The following is a 21,802-nucleotide window of genomic DNA, read 5'->3' as shown; positions in this document are numbered from 1 at the left end:
GCCCGCCGACGACGGGGGAACACCTGGGAGGTACGTACATGTCCGGGACGACCACGGCCGCCGCAGCGCTGCGCCGTCGGGCGGCCGGGGCCGGTGCCAACCGCTGGGTCGTCCTCGTGGTGCTGTGCGTCAGCCTGCTGCTGGTCGCCGTCGACGCCACCGTGCTGCACGTCGCCGTGCCCGCCGTCACCGAGGACCTGAAGCCCGGCGCGATAGAACTGCTCTGGATCGTCGACACCTACCCGCTCGTCTGCGCCTCGCTGCTCATCCTGTTCGGCACGCTCGGCGACAAGGTCGGCCGCAGACGGATCCTGCTCCTCGGCTACACGCTGTTCGGCGTGGCCTCCGCCCTCGCGGCCCTCGCCCCGGACGCCCAGGTGCTGATCGCCGCGCGGGCGCTGCTCGGCGTCGGCGGCGCGATGATCATGCCCGCGACGCTGTCGATCCTGCGGCAGGTCTTCCCCGACCGCCGGGAACGGGCGCTCGCCATCGGCATCTGGAGCGCGGTGGCCGCGGTCGGCGCGGCGGTGGGGCCGCTGCTGGGCGGCTTCCTGCTGGAGCACTTCTGGTGGGGCTCGGTGTTCCTGGTCAACATTCCGCTGATGCTGGTCAGCCTGCCGGTCGGACGGCTGCTGCTGCCCGAGTCGCGCGGTGCGGGGGACGGGCCGTGGGACGTCGTCGGCGCGCTGATGGCCGCCGTCGGGCTGTTCGGCGTGGTCTTCGGGGTGAAGCGGCTGGGCGGCGACGAGGCGGCGGGGAGCCCGGTGACGCTCGTGCCGCTGCTGGTCGGCGCGGTGCTGGTGGCGTTGTTCGTACGGCGGCAGCGGCGGCAGGCGCAGCCGCTGGTGGACCTCAGGATGTTCGCGCGGCCGGCGTTCAGCACGGCGGTGGGGTGCATCGTGCTGGCGATGCTCGCGCTGGTGGGGCTGGAGCTGATCGCCGCGCAGTACCTCCAGCTGGTGCTGGGTCTGTCGCCGCTGCAGACCGGGCTGCGGCTGCTGCCGCTGACCTTCGCGGCGATGGCCGCGGGGCTGGTCGGGGCGCGGGCGCTGCGGCGGTTCGGGCCGCGGCGGATGGTGTGCGGGGGGTTCTGCCTCACGGCGGCGGCCGTGCTGGTGCTCACGGCGATGGGGGACACGGACGACACGGGGCTGCTGCTGTCCGGGTTCGTGCTGCTCGGGTTCGGGCTGGAGACGACGTTGTTCGCGGCGTACGAGTCGATGCTGAGCGAGGCGCCGGCCGAGCAGGCCGGGGGTGCGGCGGCGATCGGGGAGACGTCGTACCAGCTGGGCGCGGGGCTCGGGATCGCCCTGCTGGGCAGCGTGATGAACGCGGCGTACGCGCCCGGGCTGGCGTCGGTGCCGGGGGTGCCGGCCGGGGCGTCGGTGGCGGCGGGGCACTCGCTGGGGGAGGCGTACGAGGTGGCGGGGCGGTTGGGGGGCCCGGGGGGAGCGGCGCTGCGGCGGGCCGCGGTGGACAGCTTCGTGCACGGGCTGCACGTCACGTTGCTGGTGAGTGTGGGGTTGCTGTTGCTGGGGGCGGCGGCGGGGTTGCGGTTGCCGCGGGTGATGCAGTGCGAGGGGGCTGCGCCGGGGGCCGATCTCCCGTTGCCGAGGTCGCCCGAGGACCACAGGGTGTCGGTGTGACCGCTTTCGTCTCCCACCCACGGACCACCCGTGCGGCTGGGGCAGAGCGGCGACCGTCACCGTCTGTGGTCGCCCACCGTCGGCGGCTGACGGATCCGGCTGCCCGGAAATTCACCCGAACGGGGTATGCCTGGACGTGGGGCGGTGGGGGTCGTAACGTCGGGGGCGGTTCTTATTGGTTAGCGGTGCTAGTTTTTCGGAGGGGTGCCTGATGGCCTCGACTTCCCGCTCGCTGCCCCCGCTCGACCCCGCGGACCTCCTCGGGATCGACGACCTGCTCGAGCCCGAGGACCTCGCGGTGCGCGACACCGTGCGCCGGTGGGCGGCGGAGCGGGTCCTGCCGTACGTCGCCGACTGGTACGAGAGCGGCGAGCTGCCCGGCATCAGGGAGCTCGCCCGTGAGCTCGGCGGCATCGGAGCCCTCGGCATGTCCCTGGAGGGCTACGGCTGCGCGGGCGCGAGCGCGGTGCAGTACGGACTCGCCTGCCTGGAGCTGGAGGCCGCCGACTCCGGCATCCGCTCCCTGGTCTCGGTGCAGGGCTCCCTCGCCATGTACGCGATCCACCGCTTCGGCAGCGAGGAGCAGAAGCGGCACTGGCTGCCCCGCATGGCCGCCGGCGAGGTGATCGGCTGCTTCGGGCTGACCGAGCCGGACCACGGCTCCGACCCCGCCTCGATGCGCACCCACGCCAAGCGCGACGGCGGCGACTGGGTGCTCAACGGCCGCAAGATGTGGATCACCAACGGATCGGTCGCGGGCGTCGCCGTCGTCTGGGCGCAGACCGAGGACGGCATCCGTGGCTTCGCGGTGCCCACCGACACCCCCGGCTTCTCGGCCCCCGAGATCAAGCACAAGTGGTCCCTGCGGGCCTCCGTCACCAGCGAACTCGTGCTGGACGACGTACGCGTGCCCGCCGACGCCGTGCTGCCGGAGGTCGTGGGGCTCAAGGGCCCGCTCAGCTGTCTCTCGCACGCCCGCTACGGCATCGTGTGGGGGGCGATGGGGGCGGCCCGGGCGAGTTTCGAGGCCGCGGTCGACTACGCGAGGTCACGCGAGCAGTTCGGCCGGCCCATCGGGGGCTTCCAGCTCACCCAGGCCAAACTCGCGGACATGGCGGTCGAACTGCACAAGGGGATCCTGCTCGCCCACCACCTGGGGCGGCGCATGGACGCCGGCCGCCTGCGTCCGGAGCAGGTCAGCTTCGGCAAGCTCAACAACGTCCGCGAGGCCATCGAGATCTGCCGTACGGCGCGGACGATCCTCGGTGCCAACGGGATCTCGCTGGAGTACCCCGTGATGCGGCACGCGACCAACCTCGAGTCGGTGCTCACCTACGAGGGCACCGTCGAGATGCACCAGCTGGTGCTGGGCAAGGCGCTCACCGGACTCGACGCCTTCCGGTGAACCCCGAGCGGGGGCAGGGCCGGTGGGCGGCCCTGCCTCAGCTCTGGTTGAAGAAACCGTCCGCGCGGTGCGCGCCCGGGTCGCCGTTGACGATCTCCGTGTGGGCGGGCGTCAGCAGGAACACGCGCGTGGAGACGCGCTCGATCGAACCCCGCAGGCCGAAGATGAGCCCGGCCGCGAAGTCGACGACGCGCTTGGCGTCCGCCGCCTCCATGGCCGTGAGGTTCATGATGACGGGCACGCCGTCGCGGAACAGCTCGCCGATCACCCGGGCGTCCCGGAAGCTGTCCGGGGTGACCGTGCCGATCCGGCGGCCCTTCTCCTCGGCCGTGTCCGAGGCGACCTTCACCCGGGGGTCGGTCACCCAGGCGTCCCCGGAGTCGGTCCCCTCGGAGTAGTCGTCGTCGTAGTAACGCTCGTCATCGTTGTCGTCGACGAGGCCAAGCCAGGCACTCGCCTTGCGCACCGATCCCATGGACGCCTCCTCTCACAGCGGTCTTCTGTTCCTTTCCGCACCCCATGGTCGTCCATGATGCGGATGTCGCGCCAAGTGGATAGACGCCGCGCGGGGGGTTTGTGACGGTACTGGTGCACAGCAGATCCGTCGAGAGGCCGCGTATCCCAAGGGCTCCGAAGTAAACCGCTGCTGACTGAGAGTGAAATATGATTGTCTGCGGCGGACGGGTGAGACGTGAGGCGGATGAGTGAACAGGGACGACCGTTCCGCGGCACTCCCGGAACGACGATCGGTCGATAGCATGCGGCAGCTCGATGTCGTAAGCATTACGGGGGATCGTCGTGTTCGGAATCGTCCGGCCCTGCCGTCACCGGCTCGGTGAGGGCCTCACCACCCAGTGGATGGCGCACCTGTGCGGGCTGTGCCTCGCCCTGCGCCGTGACCACGGTCAGTTCGCGCGGGTCGTCACCAACTACGACGGGCTGCTCATCTCGGTCCTGACGGAGGCTCAGGCCGAGCCCGCGCCCGGGGCCCGGCGCACGGCCGGCCCGTGTCCGCTGCGCGGGATGCGCACCCAGTCCGTCGCCCAGGGCGGGGGCGCGCGGCTCGCGGCGGCCGTCTCCCTGGTGCTCGCCTCGGCCAAGGTGCGTGACCACGTCGCCGACGGCGACGGCCTGCTGGCCCGCAGGCCGGTGGCGCTCGCCGCGCGCCGGGTCGCGGCCGGCTGGGGGCGTGCGGGCGAACGCGGCGGCTCGGCCGTCGGGTTCGACACCGCCGTCCTGGTCGACGCGGTGGACCGGCAGGTCGGCATCGAGGCACTCGCCGGGCCCGGCACGCCGCTGCTGACGGTCACCGAACCCACCGAGACCGCCACGGCGGCCGCCTTCGCGCACACCGCGGTCCTGGCCGGGCGGCCCGGCAACGCCGTACCGCTCGCCGAGGTGGGACGGCTCTTCGGGCGGCTCGCCCACCTGCTGGACGCCGTCGAGGACCAGCCGGCCGACGCCGCGGCCGGCGCCTGGAACCCGCTCACCGCGACCGGCACCTCCCGCGCCGAGGCCCGCCGGCTCGCCGACGACGCGCTGCGCGGCATCCGGCTCGCCCTGCGCGACGCGGAGTTCACCGACGGCCGGCTGGCGCACCTGCTGCTCGCGCACGAGCTGCGGCGCTCGGTGGACCGGGCCTTCGGCACCACGTCCTGCGGGCACGCCCCGGAGGCCGCTTTCGGCCCGCCGCAGGGCCCGTACGCGCCCCAGGGTCCGGGGACGCCGTACGACCCGCACCACCCGTACCAGGGCGGGGGCCACCCCTTCGGGGGCGGGCCGCAGCCGCCCGCCAAGCGGGGCTTCTGGGCGGGCTGCGCGGCGGCGATCGGGCTGTGCTGCACCTGCCGGCTGTGCTGCGCCGACGAGTTCGAGGGCCCCTGGTCGCGCAGGAAGCGGGAGGGCTGGTGCAGCGGCTGCGGTGACTGCGACTGCTCCTGCTGCGAGGCCTGCTCGTGCTGTGAGGCGTGCTCGTGCTGCGAGTGCTGCGCCTGCGACTGCTGACCCGGCGTCAGCGGCCGCAGGCGCCGGGCGTGCGCTAGTTCTTCAGCTCGGGGGGGCTGATCTGCGACTTGGCGATCGCCGAGCCGGTCGTCCCCCACTTCTTCAGGATCTTCGCGTACGTGCCGTCCGCGATGAGCTTGTCGACCGCCGCCTGGAAGGCGGGCGCCAGCTTCGTGCCCTTCTTGAAGGCGAAGCCCACGTCCAGGCGGTGGAACTCGTTGAGGAACTTCAGGCCGTCCTGGTGGGCGACGGCGTAGCGCAGGCCGTTGATGGTGGACATCACCACGTCGCTGCGGCCCTGCTGGAGCGAGGACCACACGGCGCTGGACTCGCTGTACGTCTGGACCTTGTACGCCTTCTTCCCGGCGTCCGTGCACAGGTGCGCGTTCTTCTCCAGGGTCGCCTCGAACGTGGTGCCGGCGCCGGTCGCGACGTTCAGCCCGCACAGCTGCGCCAGGTCGGTGACCTTCGCCAGCTTGCTGTCCTTGCGGGTGGCGAAGCCCTGGCCGTCGTTGATGTAGGTGACGAAGTCGATGGTCTTCAGGCGCTCGGTGGTGACGCCGAAGTTGCTGACGCCGACGTCGTACTTGCCGCTGTCCAGGGCGGGCAGGATCGCCTCGAAACTCGCCTGCTCCTGCTTGACGTCGACGCCGAGCACCTTGGCGACCGCCCGGGTGAAGTCGACGTCCTGGCCCACCAGGGTCTTGCCGTCCTCCAGGTAGGAGGTGCCGGGCGGGGTGCTGCCGACGCTCGTGCCGACGGTCAGGCCGGTCACCCCGGACGGCAGGAGCTTGGCCGCCGCCTCGTCCTTGCGGACGGTGGACACCACGTCGGTGGTGGGGATCGCGTCGGGTCCGGCGGCCGCCTGGGCGGTGCTGCCGGACCCGGAGTCGTCCGAGCCCGAACCGCAGGCCGTCACCAGGACGGTGGCGGACGTGATCAGGGCGAAGGACGCGAGCAGGCGGGAAGGGGTACGCGAGGGCGTGCGCATCGTGGGCGTGTCTCCTACGAACGGCAAGAGGGAGGAAAGCGCGGAGTGAGGGGGTGCGCGTGTGAAGGCGAAGAGTGAGGAAAACGGTGCAAGGAAGGGTGCAGAGAAGGCTGCGGAGAAAGCTGCAGCGAAGGCCGCGGGGAAAGCTGCGGAGAAGAAGGGAACGCGTGCGGCAGTACGCGGGAGGCGCCCGGGGATCAGGATGGGGACGTCCCCGTGTGGGGGGACGGCATCACCGTGATCAGGGCAGCAGGGGGTCGCTCAACAGGAACAGGACCACACACGACCGAAGTCGATGTGGGAGCGGGTGACCAGCCACTGCTGCGGATGCATGGGGCAAGTGGAACAGGTCCCCGGTTCCGCGTCAACCGACATGAGACGTACTGCTCACAGTCTGGACACCCTTGACAGCGAGGGGAAATCGGACCGTACAGTCGAGGCGCGGCCCTGCTGAGGGGCTCGGCCGTACGGCGCCCCGCGCGCCGCCCGTGTGAAGGCACCACCGTGTTCGTCCCCCGGTCCCGGCTCGGCCGAGGCGGGAGGGACCACCGACCCACGGAGCCTTCCCATGTCCTCCGACACCACCCTCGCCAAGGCCCCCGCCGCCCCGGACGACCCGCCGGTCCACGCCGACGAACTGCCCATAGTTCCGCAGCGCCGTCTCGGACAGTGGACCGCGGCCGCCGCCGTGCTCGTCCTGCTCGGGCTCGCCGTCACCTCCGTCCTGCGCAACCGGGCGTTCCAATGGGGCGTCGTCGCCGACTACTTCACCACCGACTCCGTGCTGCGCGGACTGTGGCTCACGCTCTGGCTGACCGTCGTGGTGATGGTGCTCGGCTTCGCCCTCGGCACCCTGCTCGCCGCCGCCCGGCTGTCCGCCAACCCCGTGCTGCGCGCGGTGAGTTGGGGGTACGTCTGGCTGTTCCGGTCGATCCCGATCCTGGTGCAGCTGCTGCTGTGGTTCAACATCGGCGCGCTGTACCCGCACCTGTTCGGGGTGCGGACCGTCGACCTGTTCACGCCCATCGCGGTGGCGATCATCGGGCTCACCCTGCACGAGGCCGCCTACGCCGCCGAGGTGGTGCGCGGCGGGATCCTCTCCGTCGACCCGGGCCAGATCGAGGCCGCGCAGGCGCTCGGGCTCAGCCGGTGGCGCCGCTGGTGGCGCATCGTGCTGCCGCAGGCCATGCGGGCCATCGTGCCGCCGGCCGGGAACATGCTGATCGGCACCCTCAAGGGAACCTCCATCGTCAGCGTCATCGCCGTGCAGGACCTGCTGTTCTCGGTGCAGCTCGTCTACCACCGCACCTACCAGGTCATCCCGCTGCTGATGGTGGCCACCGTCTGGTACACCGTCGTCACCTCGGTGCTGAGCGTCGGCCAGTACTACGTCGAGAAGCGCTACGCGCGCGGCACGGGGGCCGCCCGATGAGCCCCTCCCTGGTGATCGTCGGGGCCGGCCCGCGCGCGACCGGCCTGATCGAGCGCATAGCCGCCAACGCGCCCGAGCTGTACGCCGGTTCGGACCTCGACATCCACCTCGTCGACCCGCACCCGCCGGGCGCCGGACGCATCTGGCGCCAGGCCCAGTCCCCGCTGCTGTGGATGAACTCGCACGCCGAGGACGTCACCATGTTCACCGACGAGACGGTGGCCATGGACGGACCCGTGCGCCCCGGGCCCACCCTGCACGAGTGGGCCGGCATCGACGGCAGCACCTTCGCGGGCCGCCGCGTCCAGGGCGCCTACCTGGGCTGGGTGCACGAGCAGGCCGTCGCCGCCCTGCCCCCGGGCATCACCGTCCACCACCACCCTCGGCGCGCGGTGCGGGTGAGCGGGCCGCGCGGCGGACGCCAGCAGGTCTGGCTGGAGGGCCGTACCGAGCCGCTGGGCGCCGACCTCGTGGTGCTCGCCCTCGGCCACCTCGACGCCGAACCCGACGACGAGCAGCGGGAGCTGGCGGCGTACGCCCGCACCCACGGGCTCACCCACCTGCCGCCCGACTTCACCGCCGACAGCGACCTGTCCGGCCTGCGGCCCGGCGAACCGGTCCTGGTGCGCGGCTTCGGGCTCGCCTTCGTCGACCTGATGGTGCTGCTCACCGAGGGCCGCGGCGGACGCCACGAGGGCGACACCTACCTGCCCTCCGGACGCGAGCCGGTGCTGTACGTCGGATCGCGGCGCGGAGTGCCGTACCACTCGAAGATCGGCTACGGCCTGGACGGTGAACGGCCGCCGCTGCCCCGCTTCTTCGGGCCCCCGGAGATCGAGGCACTGCTCGCCCGGCCCGGCGGGTTCGACTTCCGGCGGGACGTGTGGCCGCTGGTGGAGAAGGAGCTGGGCTTCGCCCACTACCACCGGCTGTTCACCGTGCACCCCGAGCGCACGACGGTCGCCTGGACCGACTTCGAGGAGAAGTACGCGGCCACCACCGGCCCCGAGGAGCGGGCCGCGCTCGCCGCGGCGGCCGTCCCCGAGGCCGCGGACCGGCTCGACCTGGCCGCGCTCGACCGGCCGCTGGAGGGCGTGCGGTACGCCACCCACGAGGACCTCCAGGAGGGGCTGCGGCAGTACATCGAGGGCGACGTGACCCGGCGCCACGACCCCGGGCACAGCGCCGACCTGGCCGTGTTCCTCGGGCTGCTCTCGGTGTACGGGCAGCTCGTGCGGCTCGGCGACGTGGGCACGTCCTGGCACGGCTTCTTCAACTACATGGCCTCCGGACCGCCCGGGCCCCGGCTGCGGCAGATGCTCGCGCTGTCCCGGGCGGGCCTGCTGCGGTTCGTCGGCGCCGACATGGCCGTCCACGCCGAGGACGGGGTGTTCCGGGCGTCCAGTCCGACCGTGCCCGGGTTCCGCGTCGAGGCGCGGGCCCTGGTCGAGGCGCGGCTGCCCGAGCCGACGGTCGCGCGGGCGCGGGACCCGCTGCTGCGCGCCCTGCACGCCGAGGGGGTGGGGGAGACCCCGGACGGGCTGCTGCGGGTGGACCCCGTCGACGGGCGGATCCTCGACCCGGCCGGCCGGCCGCACCCACGGCGGTTCGCGCTCGGCCCGCACACCGAGGTCCGCGCGCCCGGCGCGTTCACCCGGCCGCGCACCGGGGGCCCCGCGTTCCGGCAGAACGACGCCACCGCGCGCGCCGCCCTCGCCCTCCTGCGGGAGCTCGGCCTCGACGCCGCCGCCTGACCCGCCCACCCGTCCGCCAGTCAAGGGAACCCACTCATGAGCGTCATGGTCGACATCAGGTCGGTCCACAAGAGCTTCGGCCCGCTGGAGGTCCTGAAGGGCATCGACCTCTCGGTGCGCGCCGGGGAGGTGACCGTCGTCCTCGGGCCCTCCGGCTCGGGCAAGTCGACGCTGCTGCGCACCATCAACCACCTGGAGAAGGTGGACCGCGGCGCGGTCAGCGTCGACGGCACGCTCATCGGCTACCGGCGGGTGGGCGACCGGCTGCACGAACTGCCCGAGCGCGAGGTGCTCAGGCAGCGCACGCGCATCGGCTTCGTGTTCCAGAACTTCCACCTCTTCCCGCACCTCACCGTCGTGGAGAACGTCGTGGAGGCACCGGTGTCGGCGCTGAAGCGGCCCCGGGAGCAGGCCGTCCGGGACGCGCGCCGGCTGCTGGAACGGGTCGGCCTCGCCGAGAAGGCCGACGCCTATCCGAAACAGCTGTCCGGGGGGCAGCAGCAGCGCGTGGCCATCGCGCGGGCCCTCGCGCTGGAGCCGAAGCTGCTGCTGTTCGACGAGCCGACCTCCGCGCTCGACCCCGAGCTGGTCGGCGAAGTCCTCGACGTCATACGGGACCTGGCGCGCCAGGGCACCACGATGATCGTCGTCACGCACGAGATCGGGTTCGCCCGGGAGGTCGCCGACACCGTGGTGTTCATGGCCGACGGGCGGATCGTGGAGCAGGGTCCCCCGGGCCAGGTGCTGGACGCCCCGCGGGAGGAGCGGACCCGGGCGTTCCTGTCGAAGGTGCTGTGAGCATGGGCGCCTCGTACGGCCGGGGACTGCTGCACCTGGCCGCCGCCGTCGACTCCGCGGCCGTCGACCCCGCCGGGGCGGCCGACGCCGACGCCCAGGTCGAGCTGGTGCGGCTCGCCGAGCGCGGCGGGCTGGACTTCGTGACCCTGGCCGGCGACGGGACACCGCCCGGGCTGGCGGCGCGGGCGCTGGCCACGACCCGGCGCATCGGGGTCGTCCCGGTGCCGGGGGAGGGCGTCGAGGACGTCGACCCGGCGCACCGGCAACGGACCGGGGTGTGGGCCGACGGGGGCGCGCGGGGGGCGCCCCCGCGGGCCGGGGCCGGCGGCGGTGGGAGCGCGCCCGCACCGCCCGTGCGGGTCGTCGACGCCACCGCGCCCGGGGCCCGGGCCGCCGCCGCCCGGTACGCCGACGTGGCGGTGATCCGGGTGGCGGACGCCGTGCAGGCCGGGATCGTGCGTGACGAACTGCGGGAGCGGGCCGCCGGGGCGGGCCGGGACCCGGACGGGCTGCGGGTGCTGGCCGGGCTCCTGGTGGACCTCGGCGACGGGGAGTACGCCGCCGAGCCCGGGCACGGCGGGGGCGGGCCCCGGCCGACCGTGCACGGCCCGCTGTACCGGGGCGGCCCGGTCGACCTGGCCGAGCTGATCGCCGTGTGGCACAAGGACGGCGCCGTCGACGGCTTCCACTGTGTGCCCGTGGCGCCGCGGCGCGATCTGGAGCGGCTGGTCAACGGCACGGTGGCGCTGCTCCAGCACCGCGGGCTGTTCCGCACGTTCTACCCCGGCAGCACGCTGCGGGAGCACCTGGGCCTGCGGCCCCTCGTGCCGACCCTCCACTGATCTCCCTTGTCGACCCCCTCTGCAGATCCCTCTGCAGAGCTCTCCGCAGAACTCTTTCGTTGATCCCTTTTCGAGGAAGGCCGGTCGGATGACGACGGACGCGCCCGACGCGTGGAAGCAGTGGCACGAGCAGCGCGTGGAGGCGGTGACGGCGCCCTACGGGCCGCTGGCGGTCACCGGCACGCACTGGCTCGACGACCATCCGGAGGGGCGAATTCCGGACATCCCCGGGACCTGGGTGGCCGAAGCCGACGCGGTGGTCCTCACCGCCGCCCGGGCCGACGGGCTGACCCTGGACGGCGAGCCGTTCACCGGCGAGGTTCGCCTGGCGGCCGACCCCGGACCGGTGGACGCGGTGCGGGTCGGGCACGGGGAGCGGCGGCTGCTCGTGCTGGTGCGCGAGGGGCTCTGGGGGGTGCGCGTCCACGACCCGGACGCCGGGGCCCGGGCCGCCTTCCGGGGCATCGCGGCCACGCCGTACGAGGAGCGCTGGGCGGTGCCCGGGCGGTTCACCCCGTACGGCGAGGACCGCACCGTGCGGGTGCCGAACGCCGACGGGCGCGAGCGGGGGCTCGGGCTCGGCGGGGAGGTGGCGTTCGCGCTGGACGGGCAGGAGTTCACGCTCCGGGTGGCCGTGCAGGGCGACGGCTCGCTGTGGGCGGTGTTCGCCGACGCGACCAGCGGCGACGGGAGTTTCCGCTTCCGGTTCCTGTACCCGGGGGCGCCCGACGCCGAGGGGCGTACCACGGTGGACTTCAACCGCGCCCAACTGCCTCCGTGCGCCTTCGCGGACCACTTCCTGTGCCCGTTCCCGCCGCCCGGCAACACACTGCCGGTCGCGGTCGCCGCGGGGGAGCGCCATCTGCTCTGAAACCGGTCACCAGCGGTCGGGGCCGGTCGGCGGGCGGTCGCCGGGCGATCGGCGGGTGTCCAACACGCAAAGCCAGGGCAAAGGTTGACGGCTGAAAGGCACCCTTGCGCCGACCGGCCGTTCGGCCGAATACTCCCCCTCAGCGCTTGTCAGGGCCACGGCGTGTTCGGAATCCGGACGCCCCGGCGGACCTGGCTGCGCCTCACGGGCCCCGACCCCACGCGGGCCCCCGACTTCCCCTGGGAGGGAACGAAACGTGAGGATCAAGCGCACCACCACCAGCGGCATCACGAGACGGACCCGGCTGATCGCCGTCTCCACCGGACTCGTGGCCGCGGCCGCGATCGCGATCCCCAACGCGACCGCGGCGGACGCCACCACCTTCAGCACCACCCAGCTCAAGAGCGCCAGCTCCTCGGTGCTCCAGGCCGACGTCCCGGGCACCGCCTGGGTCGTCGACAGCAAGACCAACCGGGTCGTCGTCACCGTCGACAGCACGGTCTCCCAGTCCGAGATCGCGAAGATCAAGGAGCAGGCCGGCACCAACTCCGGTGCGCTGACGATCAAGCGGACCGCGGGCAAGTTCCAGAAGCTGATCTCCGGCGGTGACGCCATCTACGCGAGCAGCTGGCGCTGCTCCCTCGGCTTCAACGTCCAGGACAACAGCGGCAACTACTACTTCCTGACCGCCGGTCACTGCACCGACGGCGCGGGCACCTGGTGGTCGAACTCGTCCCACTCGACCACGCTCGGCACCACCGCCGGCTCCAGCTTCCCGACCAACGACTACGGGCTCGTGCGCTACACGAACTCCTCGGTCACCAAGTCGGGCGCCGTGGGCAGCGTCGACATCACCAGCGCGGCCACGCCCTCCGTGGGCACCACGGTCTACCGTCGCGGCTCGACCACCGGCATCCACAGCGGCCGGGTCACCGCGCTGAACGCGACGGTCAACTACGGCGGCGGCGACGTCGTCTACGGCCTGATCCAGACCACGGTCTGCGCCGAGCCCGGCGACTCCGGCGGCCCGCTGTACTCCAACAGCGGCATCGCCTACGGCCTGACCTCCGGCGGCAGCGGCGACTGCTCCTCCGGCGGGACGACCTTCTTCCAGCCGGTGACCGAGGCGCTCAGCGCCTACGGGGTGCACGTGTACTGACCGGGACCGCGTCCCTGCACACCGGCCGGACCGGTGGGCACCGCGACCCGGGGAGCCCCCGCACGCCAACCGTCGTGCGGGGGCTCCCGCTTGCCCACGGTACGGGGTTACCGTCGGGGTACGGGCGCTGGTCGCCCGGCACCCACTGCGGACCCTGGGGGCCGACATGGTCGAGGAACTGGTGGCGGCCGGAGCGGCGCTGGCGTGCGCCGGCGCGGTCTACGTGACGGCGGCGGCGCGGGTCGTCAAGCAGTACGAACGGGGCGTGGTCTTCCGCCTCGGCCGGCTGCGGGACGGTGTGCGCGGGCCGGGGCTGACGCTGGTGGTTCCCGGCGTCGACAAGCTGCGCAGGGTGAGCCTGCAGATCGTCACCATGCCGGTGCCCGCGCAGGAGGGCATCACCCGGGACAACGTGACCGTGCGGGTCGACGCCGTCGTCTACTTCCGGGTGACCTCGCCGGCCGACGCGGTGGTGAAGGTGGAGGACTACCGGTTCGCGGTCTCGCAGATGGCGCAGACCTCGCTGCGCTCCATCATCGGCAAGAGCGAGCTGGACGACCTGCTGTCCAACCGGGAGAAGCTGAACCAGGGCCTGGAGCTGATGATCGACAGCCCGGCCGTGGAGTGGGGCGTGACCATCGACCGGGTCGACATCAAGGACGTGTCGCTGCCCGAGACCATGAAGCGGTCCATGGCCCGCCAGGCCGAGGCCGACCGCGAGCGCCGGGCCCGTGTCATCAACGCCGACGCCGAGCTCCAGGCGTCCAAGAAGCTCGCCGAGGCGGCCAAGGAGATGTCCGAGCAGCCGGCCGCGCTGCAGCTGCGGCTGCTCCAGACGGTGGTCGCGGTGGCCGCGGAGAAGAACTCCACCCTGGTGCTGCCCTTCCCGGTGGAGCTGCTGCGGTTCCTGGAGCGGGCCCAGCAGCCGCCGGTGAACCCCGCGCCGCCCGAGCGGGGGGCGTGAGCTACCGGGCGTCCGCTGTTCCGCCGGCCGCTGTTCCGCCGGCCGCCGTTCCGCCGGCCGGTGGGCCTCCGGTCGTGCGGGGTGGCCGCCGGGCCGCCCCGCCGGTGCGCAGGCGGGACGCCAGCAGGGTGATCAGGGTGCCGGCGACCGCCCACGCCGACAGCACCAGCAGGGGGCCGGTGACGGCGTTGCCCCGGAAGTAGGCGATCGAGCGGGCCGTCCAGGTGCCCGCGCCCGGGGGCAGCGCCGGGCCGATGGCCCGCCAGAACGGCGGCAGCATCGGCGGGGGCAGCGCGCCGCCCGCGCTCGGGTTGCCCAGGATCACCACGAGCAGGATGGCCAGGCCGATGCCGGCGAGTCCGCACAGCCCCTGGAGGGCGAGCGTGGCCGCGCCCACCGCGAAGACGATCAGCGCGCCCAGCCCCCACAGCGCGGCGAAGCTGCCGGGCAGCGCACCCAGGACCGGGCCGACGATCAGCGCGCCGCCCAGGCCGGCGACGATCCCGACCAGGGCCATCGTGGCGAGCCGGATCACCGCGCGGCGCGGGGTGGAGCGGGCGGCGCCCGTGCTGACCACCATGATGGAGGCGCACAGGTAGCCGCCCACGCACCAGCCGACGGTCACGTAGAAGGACGACAGGCCGTTGGCGTCGCGGGCCTCGGCCGGGGCCACGTCCACCGTGCGCACCGTGCGGCCCTGGGCCTTCTCCAGGTTGCCGACGAGGCCCTCCAGGGCGGACGCGAGCACCTTGCCGCCGCCGGTGGCCACCAGCAGGGTGTCGGTGCCGCCGGCCGGGTCCACGACCAGGGCGCCATAGAGGGTGCGGTCCCGGACCTGCTGCCGGGCCGTCGCCGCGTCGGTCACCGCGCGCGGGTCCAGCGGGGCGCCGGGCAGCCGCTCCAGCCGGGCCACCGTCCGTTCCGCGGCGGCCCCGGGGGCGGCCACCCCGAAGGCCACGTCCTTGAGCTTCGGGTCGTGCAGGGCGCCCACGTAGGACGTGATGAACAGCAGCGAGAGCGCGACCACGCCGAGGACCAGCAGCGTGGCGCGCGGTGTGACCGCGTCCTTCACCTCGCCGAGGAAGGAGGTCTGTGTCATGTCCCCACAGTCCCGGGGCACGGGCGTTTCCGCAGGTGGGAGGCGCCCGAATGGTTGTCGTACACATGTTCGAGAAATGGTCTATGGTGGAGGTGGACGAGTTTGGAACTGATGTTCGAGAGCCGTGTGGGGCTCACGAGTGCGGGAGGTGCGTGTGCCGGGTTTCACGCATCTGCACACCGTCTCCGGGTTCTCCCTGCGCCACGGCGCCTCGCACCCGGAGCGGCTGGCCGAGCGCGCCGCCGAGCGGGGCATGGACGCCCTCGCCCTGACCGACCGCGACACCGTCGCCGGGGCGGTCCGCTTCGCCAAGGCCGCCGCCGGGGCGGGCGTCCGGCCGCTCTTCGGGGTGGACCTCGCGGTGGCCCCGCCGGAGCCGCCCGGGCGGACCCAGGAGCGCGGCAGGCGCCGTACCCCCGTGCGCGGCGGTGCCTTCGTCGACGAGTCGGCCCCCCGGGTCACCTTCCTGGCCCGGGACGGCGCCCGGGGCTGGGCCGACCTGTGCCGGCTCGTCTCGGCGGCCCACGCGGGCACCGGACCCGCGGCGCCGCCCGCGCCGCCCGGACCGGGCGGTCCCTCGTCCGGCACCCCCCTGCTGACCTGGGCCGACAACCACGCCGAGGGGCTGACCGTGCTGCTCGGCCCCGGCTCCGACGTCGGCCGCGCCCTCGCCGCGGGCCGCCCCGACCGCGCCGCGCGGCTCCTCGCCCCCTGGCGCGAGGTCTACGGCGACGCCCTGCGTCTGGAGGCCGTCTGGCACGGGCGCGAGGGCACCGGGCCCGGTTCGCTGCGCCTGGCCGCCCGTACCGTCGGCTTCGCCGCCGAGCAGCGGATCCGGCCCGTGCTCAGCAACGCCGTCCGCTACGCCGACCCCGGCCAGGGCCCGGTCGCCGACGTGCTGGACGCCGCCCGGCGGCTGGTGCCCATCGACCCCACCAAGGAGCTGGACTCCGGGGAAGCCTGGCTCAAGGACCCGGAGGCCATGCTGCGCGCGGCCGAGCGGATCGTGGCGGCCGCGGGCTTCCGGCCCGAGGCCGCCCACCGGCTGCTGGAGCAGACCGCGGCGACGGCCGCCGCCTGCCGCGTAGACCCCGAGGACGACCTCGGCATGGGCGCCGTCCACTTCCCCGAGGCGCACCTGGTCGGCGCGGACCGGCGCACCGCCCAGCGGACGCTCGCCTCCCGGGCCGTCGCCGGGATGGTGCGGCGCGGCTACACCGGCCGCCGCGCCTACTGGGAGCGGATGCACCACGAGTTGGACATCATCGCCCACCACGGCTTCGCCTCGTACTTCCTGACGGTCGCCCAGGTGGTGGACGACGTACGGGAGATGGGCATCCGGGTCGCGGCGCGCGGGTCCGGCGCGGGCTCCCTGGTCAACCACCTTCTGGGCATCGCCCACGCCGACCCGGTCGAGCACGGGCTGCTGATGGAGCGCTTCCTGTCCAAGGAGCGCGTCGTGCTGCCCGACATCGACATCGACGTGGAGTCCGCGCGCCGGCTCGAGGTCTACCGCGCGATCATCGGCCGGTTCGGCACCGAGCGGGTCGCGACGGTCGCGATGCCGGAGACGTACCGCGTCCGGCACGCGATCCGCGACGTAGGCGCCGCCCTGTCCCTGGACCCGGCGGACATCGACCGCATCGCCAAGTCCTTCCCGCATGTCCGCGCCCGCGACGCCCGCGCGGCCCTGGACGAACTGCCCGAGCTGAAGCGGCTGGCGGCGGAGCGGGACCGGTACGGCAGGCTGTGGGAGCTGGTCGAGGCCCTCGACGCCCTGCCGCGCGGGATCGCCATGCACCCGTGCGGGGTGCTGCTGTCCGACGCCTCCCTGCTGTCCCGTACGCCGGTGGTGCCGACCAGCGGCGAGGGCTTCCCCATGTCCCAGTTCGACAAGGACGACGTGGAGGACCTCGGGCTGCTCAAGCTGGACGTGCTGGGCGTGCGGATGCAGTCGGCGATGGCGCACGCGGTCGCGGAGGTGGCACGGGCCACGGGCGAGGAGGTCGACCTGGACGGCGTGCCGCCCGGCGACCCGGAGACGTACCGGCTCATCCGCTCCACCGAGACGCTGGGCTGCTTCCAGATCGAGTCGCCGGGCCAGCGCGACCTGGTGGGGCGCCTGCAGCCGGCCGGCTTCCACGACCTGGTCGTCGACATCTCGCTGTTCCGGCCCGGCCCGGTCGCCGCCGACATGGTGCGGCCGTTCATCGAGGCGCGGCACGGGCGGGCCCCGGTGCGCTACCCGCACCCCGACCTGGAGGGGCCGCTGAAGGGCACGTACGGGGTCGTGGTCTTCCACGAGCAGATCATCGACATCGTGGCGATCATGACCGGCTGCGGGCGCGGCGAGGCCGACCGGATCCGGCGCGGGCTGTCCGACCCCGGCTCGCAGGCCCGGATCAAGGTCTGGTTCGCCCAGCACGCGGCGGCCCGGGGCTACGACGCGGAAACGATCCGGCGGACCTGGGAGATCGTCGAGGCGTTCGGCAGCTACGGCTTCTGCAAGGCGCACGCGGTGGCCTTCGCCGTCCCGACGTACCAGTCGGCGTGGCTGAAGGCCCACCACCCGGCCGCCTTCTACGCCGGGCTGCTCACCCACGACCCGGGGATGTACCCCAAGCGGCTGCTGCTCGCGGACGCCAGGCGGCGCGGGGTGCCGATCCTGCCGCTGGACGTGAACGCGTCCGGCGTCACCCACCAGATCGAACTGGTGTCTGAATCCGGGAAGTCCGGTGGATCTGGATCCGGGCGGCCGGAGGGACCCGAGGGGGTGTGGGGTCTGCGGCTCGCCCTCTCCGACGTGCACGGCATCAGCGAGGCGGAGGCCGCGCGGATCGCCGAGGGCCGGCCGTACGCCTCGCTGCTGGACTTCTGGGAGCGGGCCCGCCCGAGCCGGCCGATCGCCGCACGGCTCGCCCAGGTCGGCGCGCTGGACGCGTTCGGCGCCAACCGGCGCGACCTGCAACTGCACCTGACCGAGCTGCACCGGGGCACCCGCAGCGGGGGCGGCGGGCAGCTCCCGCTGGCCGGGGGACGCAGGACCGCGTCGGCCGGGCTGCCGGACCTGTCGTCCGCGGAGCGGCTCAGCGCCGAGCTCGGCGTGCTCTCCATGGACGCCTCGCGCAACCTGATGGACGACCACCGGGAGTTCCTCACCGAGCTGGGCGTCGTCCCCGCGCGCCGGCTGCGCGAGGTGCGCAACGGCGAGACCGTGCTGGTCGCGGGCGCCAAGGCGGCCACCCAGACCCCGCCGATCCGCTCCGGCAGGCGGGTCATCTTCACCACCCTCGACGACGGCACCGGACTGGTCGACCTCGCCTTCTTCGACGACTCCCACGACACCTGCGCGCACACCGTCTTCCACTCCTGGCTGCTGCTGGTGCGCGGAGTGGTCCAGCGGCGCGGACCGCGCAGCTTCAGCGTCGTGGGCGCGGCCGCCTGGAACCTCGCCGACCTGATCGAACTGCGCGCCGAGGGCGGCCTCGACGAGGTCGCGGCCCGGCTGGCGCGGACGCCTGCCGCCGTGGACGGCGCCCCGCCGGCCGACGGCGAGGGCGCGGCCCGGGCCCGCCTCGCCGGTTCGGAGGGCCGCCCGGCGCCCGCGGGCTCCGCGGCGCGCGACCCGATGGAGGAACGGAAGATCCGCATGTCCACGGGGTACGAGATGCACCCCTGGGCGGATCTGCGCCCCGCGGGCGAAGGGCCCGCGGTGGGAAGGAAGTTGTGGCACCAGAGTCCGGGGAGTGCGGGATGACCATCCTCTGCGTACGTTTCCAGCTGCCGCCGATGTACGAGGCGGCCCTGCCGGGGCTGCTCGGGCTGCTCGAGGAGTTCACCCCCGTCGTCGAGGCGCTGCCACCGGACACGGCACTGGCCGATCTGCGGGGCGCCGAACGCTACTTCGGCCGCACCGCCGTCGAACTGGCCTCGGTGATCCGGGTGCGCGCCCTCGCCCTGCACGGCGTGGACTGCGCGACCGGCGCCGGTCCCGGCCCGCTGCTGGCCCGCATGGCGCTGCGTGAGGCCCGGCCCGGGCTGACTCGCGCGGTGCCCGGGGACCCGGACGGCATCGCGGAGTTCCTCGCCGGCCGGCCGGTCGCCGCGCTGCCCGGTGTCGGGCCCGCGACCGCCCGCACCCTGGACGAGTACGGCCTGGACACCCTCGGCCGGGTCGCCGCCGCGCCGCTGTCCACGCTCCAGCGCCTGATCGGCGCGAAGGCGGGCCGCGAACTGCGCGAGAAGGCCAACGGCATCGACCGCGGCCGGGTCGTCCCCAACGGGATCTCCCGCTCCCTGGTCACCGAACGCTCCTTCGAGCGCGACGAGTTGGACCCGGACCGGCACCGCCGCGCCCTGCTCTCGGCCGCCGAGGAGATCGGCACCCGGCTGCGCGCCGTGGAGAAGGTCTGCCGCACCCTCACCCTCACCGTGCGCTACGCCGACCGGTCCGCCACCACCCGCAGCCGCACCCTCACCGAACCGACCGCGCACTCGGCGGACCTGACGAAGACGGCCCACGGGCTGTACGAGGCGCTGGGCCTCCAGCGGGCCCGGGTCCGCGCGCTCGCCCTGCGCGCCGAGGGGCTCACCCCCGCCGACCGGGCCGCGCACCAGCTCACCTTCGACCCGGTCGACGAGAAGGTCCGCCGCATCGAGGAGGTCGCCGACCGCGCCCGCGCGAAGTTCGGTCCGCGCGCGGTGATGCCGGGATCGCTGGCCGCGTGAGCCACGCGGGGCACGGACCGGCCGACCGGCCCGGCCGGTCCGTGCCCCGTCAGTTGGCCCACGGCGGCACCAGGCGGGTGCCGTCGGCCAGTTCGGCCTCCAGGCCGACCGAGGTGGTGACCCAGGACAGCGCGGTGTGGTCGGTGGGGTTCTCCACGGCGAGGGTCGTGCCGGCGTGCACGATCACCGTGTCCCCGGCGCCGATCCGTTCGGTGCGGCCGTCGAGGGTCATCAACAGCTCGCCGACCAGCAGGTGGAAGACCTCCTCCCGGGAGACCGTGTGCGCGGGGGCCCGGGTGCCCGCCGGGATCTCCCCGCGCCAGGCGCACAGCTCCCTGCTCCCGGTCAGCGGACTGGCGTACGAGACGAAACGGGCGCCGTGGACCTCGTGGGTGACGGCCTCGGACGAGCGGACGACGGGCATGGCGGGTCTCCTTCGGAGAGGGCATTTGGTCAAGCTGCTTGTCCATATCGTCAAGTAGCTTGACCAATGCGTCAAGGGTGTTTCAATGCCCGTGTGCAGAACTCCGACGCCATGGCCCTGTCCGCCGCCCTGCTCGCGGTGGCCGGCGACCTCACCCAGCGCATCCAGGAGGGGGTCGTGGCCCGCGGCTTCGCCGACGTGCGGCCCGCCCACGGCTTCGCCTTCGCGCGCCTCGCGCCCGACGGCGCCACCGTCACCGACCTCGCCGCGCACCTCGGGGTGACCAAGCAGGCGGCCAGTCAGTTGGTCGACGAGATCGTGCGCAAGGGGTACGCCGAGCGGCGGCCGCACCCCGGCGACGCGCGGGCCCGGCTGGTCGTGCTGACCGGGCGGGGGTGGGCGTGCACCCGGGCGGCCGAGGAGGCGGCCGCCGAGGTGGTGGGGGACTGGGTCCGCACGCTCGGGGAGGGTGAAGTCGGCGCGCTGGGCGCCCGGTTGGCGCGGATCGCTCCCGGAGGTCCCATCCGTCCCGCCTGGTGACGGAGCATCAGGGGATATCAGGGAGTGTCAGGACTTCACGGACGTTCCCGTCAGTTCATCGGACTTCACGGCTTGCCCGCTCATCACCGGAAGTTTTACTGACGCGTAACTTCACGCGTGGGCTACTCGCCCGTAACTTGACGAGTGAACAGCATCCCGTGATCCGGATCACAGGGCACCCCACCATCGCATCCCCCTTGAGCCGCAAGGAGATCACCCGATGCTGCCCTGGAAGAGACTGCTCAGACCCCTCGCCGCGCTCGTCCTGACCGCCGCGGCCGCCACCCTCCCCGCCGCCGGCACCGCACAGGCCGCCACCGCTCCCTCCAGCGGCTGGAACGACTACTCCTGCAAGCCCTCCGCCGCACACCCCCGCCCGGTCGTCCTGGTGCACGGCACCCTCGGCAACTCCGTCGACAACTGGCTGGGCCTCGCGCCCTACCTGACGAGCCGCGGCTACTGCGTCTTCTCCCTCGACTACGGGCAGCTCGACGGCGTCCCGCTCTTCCACGGCCTCGGCCCGATCGACCGGTCGGCCGCGCAGCTCTCCGTGTTCGTCGACAAGGTGCTCTCCGCCACCGGCGCCGCGGAGGCCGACCTCGTCGGCCACTCGCAGGGCGGCATGATGCCCCGCTACTACCTCAAGTTCCTCGGCGGCGCCGCCAAGGTGAACGCCCTCGTCGGCATCGCCCCCGACAACCACGGCACGACCCTCAGCGGCCTGACCAACCTGCTGCCGTACTTCCCCGGCGCCGAGGACCTGCTCAAGGCCACCACCCCCGGCCTCGCCGACCAGATCGTCGGCTCCGCGTTCCTGACCAAGCTGAACGCGGGCGGCGACACCGTCCCGGGCGTGCGCTACACGGTCATCGCCAGTCAGTACGACGAGGTGGTCACCCCCTGGCGGAGCCAGTACCTGAGCGGCTCCGACGTCCGCAACGTCCTGCTGCAGGACCTGTGCCCGCTCGACCTCTCCGAGCACCTGGCGATCGGCCTGCTCGACCGGATCGCCTTCCACGAGGTCGCCAACGCCCTCGACCCGGCCCACGCGACCGCCTCGACCTGCGCGTCCGTCTTCAGCTGAGCCCCGACTGAGCCCCGGTCGAGCCCGGCCCGCCCGCGTGCGGGCGCCCGGGTGACGCCCG

The 21,802-nt window shown here is 73.6% G+C and carries 18 protein-coding genes; 14 read left to right on the top strand and 4 right to left on the bottom strand.

The window, feature by feature from the left end; translation table 11 throughout:
• The first annotated feature begins 38 nt into the window (after positions 1-38).
• Both E4U91_RS07665 and E4U91_RS07660 read left to right on the top strand, forming a co-directional pair.
• Positions 39-1,646, top strand: a complete 1,608-nt coding sequence (locus tag E4U91_RS07665; protein ID WP_137306130.1) for an MFS transporter — start codon at positions 39-41, stop codon at positions 1,644-1,646.
• Positions 1,647-1,857: 211 nt separating this feature from the next.
• On the top strand, positions 1,858-3,051 hold the full coding sequence (locus E4U91_RS07660) for an acyl-CoA dehydrogenase family protein (RefSeq protein ID WP_137306129.1): 1,194 nt from the start codon (positions 1,858-1,860) through the stop codon (positions 3,049-3,051).
• 37 nt (positions 3,052-3,088) lie between these two features.
• On the opposite strand, the gene E4U91_RS07655 is transcribed toward E4U91_RS07660, so the two are convergent.
• A complete protein-coding gene (locus E4U91_RS07655; protein WP_137306128.1) occupies positions 3,089-3,526 on the bottom strand; it encodes a cell division protein SepF in 438 nt (145 codons plus the stop codon).
• 323 nt (positions 3,527-3,849) lie between these two features.
• Between E4U91_RS07655 and E4U91_RS07650 the strand changes: the two genes are divergently transcribed.
• Positions 3,850-5,055, top strand: coding sequence for a DUF5685 family protein (locus tag E4U91_RS07650; RefSeq protein WP_137306127.1), 1,206 nt, complete (start codon positions 3,850-3,852; stop codon positions 5,053-5,055).
• Between the two features lie 34 nt (positions 5,056-5,089).
• On the opposite strand, the gene E4U91_RS07645 is transcribed toward E4U91_RS07650, so the two are convergent.
• On the bottom strand, positions 5,090-6,046 hold the full coding sequence (locus E4U91_RS07645) for an ABC transporter substrate-binding protein (protein WP_137306126.1): 957 nt from the start codon (positions 6,044-6,046) through the stop codon (positions 5,090-5,092).
• 568 nt (positions 6,047-6,614) lie between these two features.
• On the opposite strand from E4U91_RS07645, the gene E4U91_RS07640 reads away from it, so the two are divergent.
• The 7 genes from E4U91_RS07640 to E4U91_RS07610 all read left to right on the top strand — a co-directional run bounded on the left by E4U91_RS07640 (position 6,615) and on the right by E4U91_RS07610 (position 13,866).
• Positions 6,615-7,478, top strand: coding sequence for an amino acid ABC transporter permease (locus tag E4U91_RS07640; protein WP_137306125.1), 864 nt, complete (start codon positions 6,615-6,617; stop codon positions 7,476-7,478).
• The gene (locus E4U91_RS07635; protein WP_137306124.1) at positions 7,475-9,232 is read left to right on the top strand and encodes an FAD/NAD(P)-binding protein; all 1,758 of its coding nucleotides are present in this window, start codon (positions 7,475-7,477) and stop codon (positions 9,230-9,232) included. Before E4U91_RS07640 ends, E4U91_RS07635 begins: the two co-directional genes overlap by 4 nt.
• 36 nt (positions 9,233-9,268) lie before the next feature.
• Entirely contained in the window at positions 9,269-10,030 is a 762-nt protein-coding gene (locus E4U91_RS07630; protein WP_137306123.1) for an amino acid ABC transporter ATP-binding protein, read from the top strand.
• A gap of 2 nt (positions 10,031-10,032) precedes the next feature.
• Positions 10,033-10,872: an LLM class flavin-dependent oxidoreductase gene (locus E4U91_RS07625; protein WP_174867766.1), complete on the top strand. Its 840-nt coding sequence runs from the start codon at positions 10,033-10,035 to the stop codon at positions 10,870-10,872.
• 88 nt (positions 10,873-10,960) lie between these two features.
• The gene (locus E4U91_RS07620) at positions 10,961-11,743 is read left to right on the top strand and encodes a DUF1684 domain-containing protein (protein WP_137306122.1); all 783 of its coding nucleotides are present in this window, start codon (positions 10,961-10,963) and stop codon (positions 11,741-11,743) included.
• A 256-nt stretch (positions 11,744-11,999) separates the two neighbouring features.
• Positions 12,000-12,902 carry a S1 family peptidase gene (locus E4U91_RS07615; RefSeq protein ID WP_137306121.1) on the top strand — a complete coding sequence of 301 codons (903 nt, stop codon included), beginning with the start codon at positions 12,000-12,002 and terminating at the stop codon, positions 12,900-12,902.
• Between the two features lie 166 nt (positions 12,903-13,068).
• Positions 13,069-13,866: a slipin family protein gene (locus E4U91_RS07610; RefSeq protein ID WP_137306120.1), complete on the top strand. Its 798-nt coding sequence runs from the start codon at positions 13,069-13,071 to the stop codon at positions 13,864-13,866.
• Position 13,867: 1 nt separating this feature from the next.
• On the opposite strand, the gene E4U91_RS07605 is transcribed toward E4U91_RS07610, so the two are convergent.
• Entirely contained in the window at positions 13,868-14,965 is a 1,098-nt protein-coding gene (locus tag E4U91_RS07605) for a DUF3533 domain-containing protein (RefSeq protein WP_241678530.1), read from the bottom strand.
• 154 nt (positions 14,966-15,119) lie between these two features.
• On the opposite strand from E4U91_RS07605, the gene E4U91_RS07600 reads away from it, so the two are divergent.
• Complete coding sequence (locus E4U91_RS07600; protein ID WP_137306119.1) at positions 15,120-18,722, top strand: DNA polymerase III subunit alpha; 3,603 nt, start codon at positions 15,120-15,122, stop codon at positions 18,720-18,722.
• Positions 18,719-19,693 (top strand): DNA polymerase Y family protein, encoded by a 975-nt coding sequence (locus tag E4U91_RS07595; protein WP_137306118.1) that lies wholly within the window; start codon positions 18,719-18,721, stop codon positions 19,691-19,693. Before E4U91_RS07600 ends, E4U91_RS07595 begins: the two co-directional genes overlap by 4 nt.
• 49 nt (positions 19,694-19,742) lie before the next feature.
• Here the strand turns inward: E4U91_RS07595 and E4U91_RS07590 are convergent, their stop codons facing one another.
• Positions 19,743-20,117 (bottom strand): cupin domain-containing protein, encoded by a 375-nt coding sequence (locus E4U91_RS07590; protein WP_137306117.1) that lies wholly within the window; start codon positions 20,115-20,117, stop codon positions 19,743-19,745.
• Positions 20,118-20,210: 93 nt separating this feature from the next.
• On the opposite strand from E4U91_RS07590, the gene E4U91_RS07585 reads away from it, so the two are divergent.
• Both E4U91_RS07585 and E4U91_RS07580 read left to right on the top strand, forming a co-directional pair.
• Complete coding sequence (locus E4U91_RS07585) at positions 20,211-20,657, top strand: MarR family winged helix-turn-helix transcriptional regulator (RefSeq protein ID WP_137306116.1); 447 nt, start codon at positions 20,211-20,213, stop codon at positions 20,655-20,657.
• A 220-nt stretch (positions 20,658-20,877) separates the two neighbouring features.
• A complete protein-coding gene (locus tag E4U91_RS07580; RefSeq protein WP_137306115.1) occupies positions 20,878-21,741 on the top strand; it encodes an esterase/lipase family protein in 864 nt (287 codons plus the stop codon).
• Positions 21,742-21,802: the final 61 nt, after the last annotated feature.

The organism is Streptomyces lasalocidi (genome assembly GCF_005280215.1).
Taxonomy (GTDB): domain Bacteria; phylum Actinomycetota; class Actinomycetes; order Streptomycetales; family Streptomycetaceae; genus Streptomyces; species Streptomyces longwoodensis.
The sequence above is the reverse complement of the archived record's forward strand: the minus strand, read 5'-3'. Positions and strand labels throughout refer to the sequence as shown.

Excerpts from the sequence above, each read along its gene's own strand:
- E4U91_RS07665 (WP_137306130.1), top strand. The coding sequence starts at position 39 with ATGTCCGGGACGACCACGGCCGCCGCAGCGCTGCGCCGTCGGGCGGCC.
- E4U91_RS07660 (WP_137306129.1), top strand. The coding sequence starts at position 1,858 with ATGGCCTCGACTTCCCGCTCGCTGCCCCCGCTCGACCCCGCGGACCTC.
- E4U91_RS07655 (WP_137306128.1), bottom strand. The coding sequence starts at position 3,526 with ATGGGATCGGTGCGCAAGGCGAGTGCCTGGCTTGGCCTCGTCGACGAC.
- E4U91_RS07645 (WP_137306126.1), bottom strand. The coding sequence starts at position 6,046 with ATGCGCACGCCCTCGCGTACCCCTTCCCGCCTGCTCGCGTCCTTCGCC.
- E4U91_RS07640 (WP_137306125.1), top strand. The coding sequence starts at position 6,615 with ATGTCCTCCGACACCACCCTCGCCAAGGCCCCCGCCGCCCCGGACGAC.
- E4U91_RS07635 (WP_137306124.1), top strand. The coding sequence starts at position 7,475 with ATGAGCCCCTCCCTGGTGATCGTCGGGGCCGGCCCGCGCGCGACCGGC.
- E4U91_RS07630 (WP_137306123.1), top strand. The coding sequence starts at position 9,269 with ATGAGCGTCATGGTCGACATCAGGTCGGTCCACAAGAGCTTCGGCCCG.
- E4U91_RS07625 (WP_174867766.1), top strand. The coding sequence starts at position 10,033 with ATGGGCGCCTCGTACGGCCGGGGACTGCTGCACCTGGCCGCCGCCGTC.
- E4U91_RS07620 (WP_137306122.1), top strand. The coding sequence starts at position 10,961 with ATGACGACGGACGCGCCCGACGCGTGGAAGCAGTGGCACGAGCAGCGC.
- E4U91_RS07610 (WP_137306120.1), top strand. The coding sequence starts at position 13,069 with ATGGTCGAGGAACTGGTGGCGGCCGGAGCGGCGCTGGCGTGCGCCGGC.
- E4U91_RS07605 (WP_241678530.1), bottom strand. The coding sequence starts at position 14,965 with ATGACACAGACCTCCTTCCTCGGCGAGGTGAAGGACGCGGTCACACCG.
- E4U91_RS07595 (WP_137306118.1), top strand. The coding sequence starts at position 18,719 with ATGACCATCCTCTGCGTACGTTTCCAGCTGCCGCCGATGTACGAGGCG.
- E4U91_RS07590 (WP_137306117.1), bottom strand. The coding sequence starts at position 20,117 with ATGCCCGTCGTCCGCTCGTCCGAGGCCGTCACCCACGAGGTCCACGGC.
- E4U91_RS07580 (WP_137306115.1), top strand. The coding sequence starts at position 20,878 with ATGCTGCCCTGGAAGAGACTGCTCAGACCCCTCGCCGCGCTCGTCCTG.